6 protein-coding genes are annotated in these 12629 nt (G+C 46.3%); all 6 read left to right on the forward strand.

Going from position 1 to position 12629, the window contains the following annotated elements:
- Positions 1 to 18 precede the first annotated feature (18 nt).
- The 6 genes from WJR50_RS19405 to WJR50_RS19430 all read left to right on the forward strand — a co-directional run bounded on the left by WJR50_RS19405 (position 19) and on the right by WJR50_RS19430 (position 12592).
- Positions 19 to 1659, forward strand: coding sequence for a RagB/SusD family nutrient uptake outer membrane protein (locus tag WJR50_RS19405; RefSeq protein ID WP_341294972.1), 1641 nt, complete (start codon positions 19 to 21; stop codon positions 1657 to 1659).
- Positions 1660 to 1742: 83 nt separating this feature from the next.
- Positions 1743 to 3353 carry an arylsulfatase gene (locus WJR50_RS19410; protein ID WP_341294973.1) on the forward strand — a complete coding sequence of 537 codons (1611 nt, stop codon included), beginning with the start codon at positions 1743 to 1745 and terminating at the stop codon, positions 3351 to 3353.
- Between the two features lie 156 nt (positions 3354 to 3509).
- A complete protein-coding gene (locus WJR50_RS19415) occupies positions 3510 to 6686 on the forward strand; it encodes a SusC/RagA family TonB-linked outer membrane protein (RefSeq protein ID WP_341294974.1) in 3177 nt (1058 codons plus the stop codon).
- Between the two features lie 24 nt (positions 6687 to 6710).
- On the forward strand, positions 6711 to 8168 hold the full coding sequence (locus WJR50_RS19420) for a RagB/SusD family nutrient uptake outer membrane protein (protein ID WP_341294975.1): 1458 nt from the start codon (positions 6711 to 6713) through the stop codon (positions 8166 to 8168).
- Between the two features lie 142 nt (positions 8169 to 8310).
- Complete coding sequence (locus WJR50_RS19425) at positions 8311 to 9759, forward strand: sulfatase family protein (RefSeq protein WP_341294976.1); 1449 nt, start codon at positions 8311 to 8313, stop codon at positions 9757 to 9759.
- Positions 9760 to 9886: 127 nt separating this feature from the next.
- Positions 9887 to 12592, forward strand: a complete 2706-nt coding sequence (locus tag WJR50_RS19430) for an alpha-L-rhamnosidase (protein ID WP_341294977.1) — start codon at positions 9887 to 9889, stop codon at positions 12590 to 12592.
- The last annotated feature ends 37 nt before the right edge of the window (positions 12593 to 12629 follow it).

Genomic DNA, 12629 nt, shown 5'->3' on the forward strand with positions numbered 1-12629 from the left:
CCTAAAACTATTTTTGAAATGAAAAATATATATAAAATATTACTGCTTACCCTGACGCTCTCTTTCAGCTTTGGCTGTGAAGATGTGCTGGTAGAAGATCCGGTCAGCCTTGCTACCGCGGATGGTTACTATACCAGTCAGCAGGGATTAGAAGACGGACTTAAGGCAGCCTATACTCCCTTAAGAAGATTCTACGGAAGACAGGAAGGCTTTTTTCTTACCGTAACAGGTACAGATATCTTTACCAACGGTTTTGGTGGCGTTGCCAATGCCCCAGATATCAATAACTATTCTGCTAATTTATTAGGTACCAATGGGATGATCACCACTGTTTGGGATCAGTTTTATATTGGTATTAATCAAGCCAATACGGTAGTAGAGAGAACGCCTGAGATAAGTGGAATAGCCGAAACGGAAAAAGCCAGAATTATGGGGGAAGCACGTTTTATTCGTGCATTATACTACTTTCATTTGGTGCAGCAATTTGGTCCGGTACATTTTTCCCTGGAAGAAACCATAGGCGTAGAGACTGAAGCCAATCGTACGGATGTGTCTACCATTTACCAGGAAGGCATCTTACCTGATCTGCAGTACGCAGTAGACAATCTTCCGGTAGAGGCCTTTGAGTACGGAAGAATCAATAAACCTGCTGCGGAAGCCTTATTAGCGAGAGTCCATCTTACCCTGGGAAACTGGGCTGAAGCTGAGACATTGGCCAGCAAAGTGATCAATGAGTATAACTTTGAACTGGTAACTCCCTACGCAGAGCTGTGGGACATAGGTAATGATGTAAACAGTGAGATTGTATGGTCTGTGCAGTATTCTGCCGATCCGCTCACCAATGATGGGGGTAACTGGGGACACCTCTTCTTCATTTTTGATTATACATTTAATCCTGCCATGACCAGGAATGTGATCTATGGTAGACCGTGGCAAAGATTTTTACCGACGAATTATCTGCTCAAATTATACGATCGTTCCATGGATGCCCGCTGGGATGGCTCATTCAGGACCGCCTGGCTGGCCGATATACCTGCTGAGATCAACGGGCATATGGTAAACCCCGGAGATACTGCGATCAAGATCGTCATGTACCCGGTAGAGGACGAAGTACAGCAAACGGCTCCCTACTGGCTCTTTGACTTCAATGACAACTGGATTGGAGATATTACCGCTCCCTGGGAAGTAGGGACCAACCAAAGAAGGAACTATCCCTCTTTGCTTAAGTATATGGACCCTCTAAGAACCAGTGTCAATGCCACTGACGGCCGTAGGGATTTTCCTGTCATCCGGCTGGCTGAAATGTATCTGATTGCTGCCGAAGCAGCCTGGAGGCAAAATAAAAACCAGGTAGCTGCGGATTACATGAATGTGATCAGAACCAGAGCCGCGATTCCGGGCAAAGAAGCAGAGATGCAGGTGTCTGCCAGTGATATAGACCTTGACTTTATCCTGGATGAACGGGCTCGCGAACTTGTAGGAGAAAAGCATCGCTGGTATGACCTTAAACGCACCGGAACTTTGCTGGAACGGGTGAGAGAATATAACCTGGATGCTGCACCCAACATTCAGGAAATGCACCTGGTAAGGCCTATCCCGCAAACCCAGATTGACAGGGTGACAAATCCCGGTAATTTTTCTCAGAATCAAGGCTACTAAATTTTTTAGATGAGATAAGCCTGCATACCACAGGCTTATCTTTTTATGAATTCCTTCAAGCCACTGAAAAGTTACGACCGCATATGAAATACACTGATTTTTTTAGGAAAAACAGTAATCTACTTACTTTATTGGGAAGTGTAGTGCTTTTCGCAAGTGCTTGCGCTGAACAGCCCAAAGAAGCGCAAAGTACACAAGCTAGCGCTAAACCCAACATCCTTATCATCATGGCCGATGATATGGGCTATTCTGATATCGGAAGTTATGGCAGCGAGATCGCCACGCCTAATCTGGATGAAATCGCGAATAATGGAATCCGCTTCCGCCAGTTTTATAATGCTGCCCGCTGCTGTCCTACCCGTGCCTCACTGCTTACCGGCTTGTACCCGCATGAAGCAGGAATCGGAGCGATGGTCAGCAGCCTGAATAGTGAACCTGAACCTGGTCCCTATCAAGGGTACCTCAATGATAGTTCAGTGACCATTGCTGAGACATTGGGAGAGGCGGGCTATGCTACCTATATGTCAGGAAAGTGGCATGTTGGCGAGAAGCCTGAGCACTGGCCCCTTCAGCGGGGTTTTGACCGTTATTTTGGCCTGATCAGCGGGGGAAGCAGCTATTTTGAAATCATCAAAGAGCAGCCCAGAGTGCGCCAGATGGCCCTGGATAACCAGCCTTGGACGCCCCCGGCAGAAGACTTCTATATGACGGATGCCTTCACAGATTATGCTGTTAGTTTTTTAGACGATCATTTTCAGCAGGAGGAGCAACCTTTTTTGATGTACCTTGCCTACACCGCTCCCCACTGGCCACTGCATGCCTTGCCGGAAGATATACAGAAGTATGAGGGTAAATATGAGCTGGGCTGGGATTCTTTGAGAAACATCCGTTACCAGAAAATGCTGGATTTAGGCATTATTGATTCTACTTACGCTTTATCGCCTCGCGAAGAAGGTGTTGATGCCTGGGAAGATGCGGAAAATAAGGAAGACTGGGCAAAGCGCATGGCAGTCTATGCTGCTATGATAGACCGTATGGACCAGGGGATCGGCAAAGTCTTTAATACCCTAAAGCAAAACAATGCCTGGGACAATACGCTGATCTTATTTTTATCTGACAACGGAGGTTGCGCAGAGGAAATCAGCGGAAGAAAACTCAATGACCCTTCCGTAGAAATTGGTTATCCCGGTTCTTATGTGGCCTACCAAAAACCCTGGGCTATTGCCTCCAATACGCCTTTCAGAAGGTACAAGCAGTGGACAAATGAAGGCGGAATTGCTACGCCATTTATTGCACACTGGCCGGCAGGAATTAAAGAAAAAGGCATTGTCAATGATTACGCCCATGTCATAGATATTATGGCAACCTGCCTGGATGTGGCCGGAGCGGATTATCCTCAAACTTATCAGGGTAAAGCCATAAAACCGCTGAGTGGCGAAAGTCTGAAAGCCGCATTTACCGGTGATGCTCTGGATCAGGAAAGAACATTGTATTGGGAGCATTTTGGCCATCAGGCATTGCGAAAAGGTAAGTGGAAGATTGTAGCCAACGCACCTGATTTTCAGTGGAGCTTATATGATATGGAAAAAGACCCTACCGAATTACAGGATGTGAGCGGTGAGTTTGTAGAAGTCGCTGAAGCACTTACCACTGATTATCAAAATTGGGCAGAGGAAGTAGGGGTAAGAGAGTAGATGGGAGGCATAATTCTGCTGCTTCTATACACATTTACTACTTGGATGAATAAACAGAATTTTTATCAAACTCTATAGCAATGAAAGACCAATGTCATTAGAAAAGGAAGAGTGACTTTTTAAATGAAATTTTTCACTACTAAAATTCAACAACCTATGAAACTATTCTCAAAGCTATGCCACAATATTTTGCTGGCAGTCATTTTTTTACTTATCCCCCTGGGAAATCAGGCGCTATCGCTAAGCCTGACATCTGTTTCCGCAGCATATTCAACCTCCCCGAAAACTCATTCACAACCTCAGGAACAAATCATCAGTGGCAAGGTGACAGATGGAGAATCGGGTGAGCCTTTACCGGGTGTCAATGTGCTTGGCAAAGGCACCACTATGGGTACGGTAACAGGGATTGACGGAAGCTATCGTCTGACCTTGACCGATGATATTTCCACACTGGTATTTTCTTCCATAGGCTACCTCTCCCAGGAAGTGGAAATCAATGGTAGAAATACTATCAATATTACTTTAAGCCCGGATGTAAAGTCGCTGGAAGAAGTGGTGGTAGTGGGCTATGGTACGCAGCAAAAGGCCAACATATCGGGTGCGCAAGGTACGGTAGAAATGGATGTTGACCTGCAAAGCCGCCCAATGGTAGAGATGGGACAAGCCATGTACGGCAAACTCCCCGGTGTGCAGGTAATCAATGGAAATGGTAGGCCGGGAAGTTCTTCTTCCATCCAAATCAGAGGAATCAATTCCATCTCGGCTAATAGCTCTCCGCTCATAGTAGTAGATGGAATTCCTTTACCCAACTACGACATGAATATGCTTAACCCTGCGGATATTGAATCCATAGAAATTCTAAAAGATGCTGCCTCTGCTTCCATCTACGGCTCAAGGGGAGCCAATGGCGTAGTACTTGTGACTACACTGAGCGGAAAAGCAGGTAAGCCAAAAATCGGGGTTAATTATTCTTATAGCATCCAGGAAGTGATCAACACCATTGACGTGATGGATTCCTACGAATATGCGCAGGCTTCCATTGATGCCGCACAAAACGGATGGATTGAGATTGGCGGAGATCCCAACGCACCTAATACCATTGAAGCTCGCGGTCAGTACAAATATACCTGGCCTGAAGAACTGGAAAATCCTGAGTCGCTTCCCAATACCGATTGGCAGGATTTAATTTTTAGGGTAGCCCCTATGCACAAAGTTGATCTGAACGTATCCGGGGGAGGAGAGAAAATGAATTACCGGGTGTCCGGTGGATATGTAAAGCAGGAGGGTATTGTCATTACATCCGACTATAATAAGTATTCCCTGAACTTTAAAATCTCTTCAAAAGTCAACGACTGGGCGGAACTGGGAGGTATGTTAAACGCGACTTACGATCATGAACAAGAACCTTTTAACAGAACGGTAGAATGGGCAGTACAATATCCGGCCATCTATCCGGTATATGGCAACAACGGCTACCTGGGAGAGCCTAACTCAGTAGATGGCTTCGGAAACTACGATGCTATCTTGTTTAGAGCGTTTAACGGACATCCGTTGTATAGAATTAATGATGACATTCAGCACAGACGCTTTAATGGGCTAGGTAACATTTTCGGGCAGGTGGATATCTTTCCCAGCCTGAACTTCAGGTCAACGCTAAATCTCTACTACCAACGTATAGATGATACGCATTATGCTACCCGTGACCACAATATGGGACCTAATGTACAGACCGAAGGCGTAATGACAGTAGGTATGGACAGGACAATCAATTATAACATTCAAAACCTGCTGAACTACAGCAAAAGTTTTGGCGATCATAACCTGACTGTACTTTTAGGACAGGAGTATTTGCAAGACGATTTCTATACGACTACAGCCGAAAGACGTGGATACAATAATGACTTGGTTCCATACCTGAGTGCGGGAGCTACGGTTGCCCGCGCAGATGACTATGCTACTGAGCGGACTTTGATCTCTTATTTTTCCAGGGCGAACTACAACTACAAAGGAAAATATCTGCTGGCAGCCAGTATCAGAAGAGATGGTTCCTCCCGCTTTGGTCCGGACAAAAAATGGGGTTACTTTCCTTCAATCTCGGGTGGGTGGTTTATATCCGACGAAAGCTTTATGGATGGGCTGGAGTTTGTAAGTAATTTAAAATTTCGTGCCAGCTATGGCTTTACTGGTAATGACCAGTTTGCCGACTATCGATGGATTTCTCCACTAAATCAGGCCAGGGTTGCTTTTGGTAATACACTGGATGCCTCTTTTTATCCATCAGGCTTTACCAACCCTGAACTGGGTTGGGAGCGCTCCAGACAACTTAATCTGGGTTTGGATATCGGTATTTTGAACAACAGAATTGTACTGGAAAGTAACGTATACACCACACGTTCCGACGGTTTGCTACTGGACGTACCCGTACCTTCTGTGACAGGTTTTACCACCATTTTCAAAAACATTGGTGAGTTGGAAAATAAAGGTTTGGAATTGAGTCTGGTAACACGCAACCTCACCGGTGACCTGAAATGGACTACACAACTAAATTACTCAACGAACAGAAATAAAATCGTAGACCTTGGCCCTGACGATGCCCCTTTGATCAACAATGCTGGATTTGGTATGCAGTCTATCAACAAGATAGGGGAGCCTATTTTTAGCTTTTATGGCTATAAGTACGATGGAGTTTATATGAGTGAAGCCGAAGTGGAAGCTGATCCTGCCGCCTATGAGACAGCGGTAGCCGGAGACGGAAAGTATGTAGATATCAATGAAGATGGAGTGTTTAATGCTGATGACAGAACCATTATTGGTAATGCCGCACCGGATTTTAGCTGGGGAATGACCAATACATTTAACTACAGAAACTTTGATTTCAGCTTCCTGTTTCAGGGTGTGCATGGTAATGAAGTTTTTGACAATAACATTCACCGCTCCATGCAGTACCACGAAGGTAGAAATTATTACGAAGCTATGACCAACCGCTGGAGATCAGAAGCAGAGCCGGGAGATGGCTATCACTACAAACTGACCGTTAATCTGGATGGCTATGAAAAACAGCCTTCCAGTTACTGGATTGTAGATGGTTCTTTTGTAAGGCTCAAGAGCTTAACCTTAGGCTATACTTTTTCTCCTTCTTTGCTTGAAACGATTGGCTTAGGCTCAGTCAGAGCGTATTTCAACGGGCAAAACCTGTTCACAATCTCTGACAGTCCGGTCTTTGATCCTGAAAACTACAATGGCGGAGCAAGCAATGCAGCGCGTCGTGGTGTGGCGCATTCTCCTTACCCAACTGCCAAGGTGTATTCATTAGGCCTGAACGTAAGCTTCTGATTTTCAACCCTAAAAACTGAAGAAATGAAAACGATCAATAAAATTATTCTATATACTTTACTGCTGAGCATATTTGCCTGTAATGAGGAAGACCTTGATCTGTACCCCAAAACTGCGATTACAGAAGGTAATTTTTACCAGACAGAAGATCAGTTTATTCTGGCGGTGAATGATGTATACCGGCAGATGGAAAGAGCTTACCGGGCAGGTGGAATCGCCGATATTTACGGAGAGCTGCGCTCAGATAATACGTACATTGAGTTCATCGGAGGTTCCAGTAATTCTGCTGAGATGATCTCTAATTTCAATATTCCCACCAACGACTTGGATACTGAAAACGCCTGGCAGGATTCCTACAATTCAATTTTCATTTGCAACGATATTTTGAACCGGCTTGAAAATACAGAAGTAGAGTTCAGTAATCAGCAGTTGAAAGAAAGGCTAAGGGCGGAAGTGAGATTCGTTCGGGCGCTGATCTACTTCAATATGGTGAGGGTGTGGGGAGATATTCCTTTACCCCTGGAGCCTCTCTCTCCCGAAGAAGGCTACGAATACCTGCGTGAAGATAGTGAAGTGGTATACGAGCAGATTATCAGTGACTTGATGTTTGCTAAAGAAAACCTGCCCGAAAGATATGTAGGAAATAATATTGGTAGGGTCACCAAATATGGTGCTACAGCCGTACTGGCAAAAGTCTATCTTACCCGGGGAAATGAATCGGGGGCAGCGACTGAACTGAAAGAGATTATTGATAGCGGTATGTATTCGCTGGATGCCGATGACAATGGTGTAGTAAATGCTCAGGATTATCTTCATCTTTTTCATCCGGACACTAAAAATTCAAAGTCTTCTATTGTGGAAATACAGTATCTGGAGGGGCAAAACGCAGTGAATAGCAACCACCAGCAGGAATATACGCCTTATCAATGGTCATTTCATCTGCCAGGCATCAATGAAACTTTCCGGGGTGGAGGAAGAAATACCCCTACCCAGGATCTGGTAGATGAATTTGAAGCTGCTGATAGTATCCGTCTAATTACTTCGGTATATCCCGGCTATGTCAACCTGGAATCAGGAGACTTTGTGGAGTATCCTTTCACCATGAAGTTCTTTGACCCTAACTGGCGCTACGCGGGGCATAATTTTGAGATTATCCGTTACGCTGATATCCTGCTGATGTATGCAGAAGTCACTGATGATCCTACCTACCTGAATATGGTAAGAGCCAGGGTAGGACTACCTGGCTTCGGAGAGCCGGGCTATCCTGCTGAGTACACTACTCTGGAAATAGCCATTGAACATGAAAGAAGGGTAGAGCTTGCTTTTGAGTTCCACAGGTTCTTTGATCTGGTGCGGACCGGCCGGGCTCTTGAAGTAATGGGCGCTAAAGGCTACGCAATCAATCAGAATAAATTACATTTTCCTATCCCTCAGCGGGCGATAGATGTAAACCCTGACCTTACTCAGAACCCTGGCTTTTAATTACTTATATTTCTCCTGCCTGCTATTTTTCAGGCAGGAGAAATTTGTTTTCTGAACCTATGCTCGTAGTTTGGGAAAATAAGAGCATACTGCAATCAAATACTAGCGTTAAGCAGACAACAACCACTACTAATAACAACCTATGAACCTACGAATAAACCTGCTGCTGGCAGGATGTTTACTACTACTTTTTCAAAATACCTGGGCCCAGAATACTCCTCCCAACGTCATTATTTTTATCGCTGATGATATCGGTTGGAATGACCTGGGCTGTTATGGCAATACTGAAGTGCAAACGCCCAACATTGACCGAATGGCACAGGAAGGTATCCGTTTTACCAATACCTACCTTACGGCCAGCTCCTGTAGCCCCAGCCGCACCAGCATTATCTCCGGCAGATACCCTCACAATACCGGCTCGGCCGAACTGCATACACCCCTCCCGGCAGAAGTTGCCATTTTCCCCGAACTGATGCAGAAAGCCGGATACTACACTGCGCAGGCGGGCAAGTGGCACATGGGCGATGCCGCCCGAAGGGGCTTTGATGTTGTCCATGATAATGGGCAGGAGAATGGCGATGGTGGCGAAGGCATGTGGCTGACTTCGCTACAGCAACGCCCTAAGGATAAACCTTTTTTTATGTGGTTCGCCTCTTTGGATGCCCACCGTCCCTGGGGACCCAATGATTTTAGTGGTACGCATGAGGCTGCTGATGTTAAGCCCGCTCCCTATCTGGCCGACGTGGAAAGCACCAAAGAAGATCTGGCTAAATATTATGATGAGATCACTCGTTTTGATGACTACATCGGCAAAGTGGAAGAAGAACTTGCAGCACAGGGAGTACTTGATAATACCCTGATCATCATCATGTCGGACAACGGACGCCCATTTCCCAGAAGCAAAACCAGAGTATACGACAGTGGCATGAAGACACCTTTTGTAGTCAAATGGAATGCCGGCCTGCCGCAGAAAGGGGTGGTGAGTAATAGCCTCATCAGTGTGATAGACATTGCGCCTACCTTGCTGGAGCTATCAGGTGCGGAAATCCAGCCGGGCTTTCAGGGTAAGAGTTTCGCTTCTATACTTGAGCAGCCTGACAGCAAATTCAGAAACTACGTTTTCTCCGAGCACAACTGGCACGACCACGAAGCCCTGGAAAGAATGGTACGTACCGAAGGCTATCTGTATGTGCTGAACCTGCGCCCTAATCTGAGTAATCCAGGCCCGGCTGACTCCAACAAAAGCCCTTCTTACCTGGATCTCAAAGATATTAGGGACGCTGGTGAACTTTCATCTGCCCAGGCAGATATATTCATGGTTCCTCGTCCGGCGGAAGAGCTCTTTAATTGCTACACCGATCCTATGCAGTTGGTGAACGTAGCCTCATTACCGGAATATCAGTCTCGGCTAAAACACATGAGAGAAGTGCTGCAGCAGTGGAGAACAGAAACATTGGATACTGCACCCACCCAACTCACTTCTGACTGGTACGATCGTGAAACGGGCGATCCCCTGGATATAGAAAGAACGAGAGGCGAAATGCCTGGCGGTATAGAAGCCATACAAACCAATGCCAAAGGACCATTCTAAAATGAGTAAGTCAAATCATATGATGATCATGAAGAATTGCTCCCAAAAAGGCCCCTTAAGCCTTCGTTTGTGTCTCACAAACAAACTTTCACCCTTTCTAAAGCGCGTTTGCAACGCATTTTGTATTATGAATCAATACAAGGCGTATTTACTGTGCTTACTGATTTTTTTGCCGGGATTACTGCTGGCTCAGAATCTAAGATTAGAGGATTTGACATGTGAGTACCTGGAAAACCCCTTGGGAATAGATACCAAAAACCCTCGCCTCTCCTGGAAAATCAGCGCTTCGCATGAAAGTGCACAGCAAAGTGCCTATCATATCCTGGTGGCCTCTTCTGCAGAGACACTGGCAAAGGATGAGGGTGACCTTTGGGATAGCGGTAAAATCACTTCCTCGGCTTCCATACATATTCCTTTTGCCGGACAAGCTTTACCGTCGCGGCAGCGCTGCTACTGGAAAGTAAGGGTCTGGGATAAGCAGGGTAATACTTCGGACTGGAGCACGCCTGCCTTCTGGGAAATGGCGCTTTTAACTGAGTCCGACTGGCAGGCCAAGTGGATACGGCATCCTGACTTTACAGATACGCTGCTGGAAAGTAAGCCTGCTCCCTACTTTCGTAAAACCTTTACCGTAGAAGAATTGCCGGAAGAAGCCAGAGTCTATGTCACCGGCCTGGGCTATTTTGAGCTCTATCTGAATGGTCGGAAAGTAGAAGATCACATCCTTGATCCGGTCAAAACCCGCTACGACAAATCTGCGCGCTACCTCACTTTTGATATTACTGATTATTTACAAGAGGGAGAAAATACTGTCGGCACGGTGCTGGGCACCGGTTGGTACAATCACTTTGCCAATGCGGTCTGGGGCTTCAATAAAGCTCCCTGGCGAAGTTATCCCGAAGCCATCTGTCAGTTGGAAATGACTTTTGCCGATGGAAGTCGTGAAGTTATCGTATCAGATGAAAGCTGGAAAACGACCCACGAAGGTCCTATCCGCTTTGATGGTATCCGTAACGGGGAAACTTATAACGCACTTATGGAAATGCCCGGCTGGAGCCAGAAAGGTTTTGACGATAGTGCCTGGCAAAATGCCGAGCTCAGCCAGGGGCCTGACGGTCAATTACAGGTGCAGATGATTCAGCCGATCAAAGCCATGCGGGAAGTGAAGCCGGTGTCCGTTACAGAAGTTGATCCGGGCGTCTGGGTGTTTGACCTGGGGCAAAATATCGCAGGCTATAGTCGCCTGAAGGTAGCCGGTCCCCAGGGCACAGAAGTGAGTATGAAAATGGGAGAACGCCTTCATCCCGATGGTACGGTAGAGCAGAAGCAGATTCTGAGGTTTCTCAGGTCAGGTGATGCCCAGACCGACCGCTACATCCTCAAAGGTGAAGGCGTGGAGGTGTGGGAGCCTCGCTTCGTCTATCATGGCTTTCAGTATGTGGAAGTGAGAGGACTTCCGGTAGCACCTACCTTGGAAACGATCACTGGCGTAGTGCTGCATACCGCTTTTGATAAGATAGGAAGTTTTGCCTGCTCCGATCCGCTCCTCAACCGTACACAGCAGAATATGGAGTGGTCTTTTATCGGTAATTATCATGGCATTCCAACTGACTGTCCGCATCGGGAAAAAATCGGCTGGACCGGCGATGCCCATCTGGTAGCCGAAACGGGCCTGTTCAACTATGATGTGGTGCGCGCCTACCTTAAATGGATGGATGATTTTGTAGACGAACAGCAGGAGAGTGGTGACCTGCCGGGTGTGATTCCCAGCAGCGGCTGGGGTTATGAATATGGCAAAGACCCCGAAATCCGCCATCTGGGCTATGGGCCGCAGTGGGAGGGAGCCTTCATCCAGATGGTGTGGGACCTCTATCGTTTTACTGGCGATGCACTTATTGTGGAGAAGTATTACCCTGCCATGAAAAAGTACCTGGATTTTCTGATCACTAATGCAGATGGCTATACCCTCAACTTCGGCATTGATGACCATAAACCGGTAGAAACCAAAACCGAAGGAGATATACTTGCTTCCGGTTATCTGGTAGGCTTTACGCGCATGTTTTCTGAAATGGCCTCTATACTGAATAAGCCCAAAGATGCTCAATATTATGCTGAGTATGCACTTAAAGCAAAAGACGCTTTTAATCAAAAGTATTTTGATGAGCGCAGTGGCCGCTATGGCAATGGCGGGCAGACTTCTCAGGCATTGGCCCTTTATCATAAGATTGTACCCGAAGGGCAGGAGCAAAAAGTACTGAACGTGTTAATGGAAGATATCAAAGCCAGAGATAATCATTTTGATGCAGGCGTAGTAGGTCTGAAATACCTCTTTAACGTGCTTAGGGAATACGGACATTCAGAAACGCTCTACCAGATGGTGAGCCAGGAAGATTTTCCTGGCTACGGCTACTGGCTGAAAGAAGGGGCCAACACCCTGTGGCAGGACTGGGACGGCTCCATGTCGCTCAACCATATCATGTTTGGTACGGTGAGTGAATGGTTTTATGAGTCTCTGGCAGGCATACAGCTAGATGAAAAACGGCTGGGCTTCAGGCATTTTATCATTCGTCCTGATATTTTGGATGCTATAAGTTGGGTCAATGCTTCTCATGAGAGTGGCTATGGAGAGATTCTTTCTTCCTGGGAAAAGCAGGATGGTGCTTTACAGATGCGGGTAAGTGTACCGCCCAATACCACCGCCAGGGTATTTGTGCCCTTTGAAGAAGGTCAGACGCTGACCCTCAATGGAGATGTAAGTCAGCCTGAGCGTACTGAAGCCGGACGAGCTGTGTTTGAACTAGGACCAGGCAATTATGCTTGGGAGGTAAAATAAAATGTTTCATAAGTATAGACTCTACTAATACACAATA

Source organism: Catalinimonas locisalis (assembly GCF_038039535.1).
Lineage (GTDB): Bacteria > Bacteroidota > Bacteroidia > Cytophagales > Cyclobacteriaceae > Catalinimonas.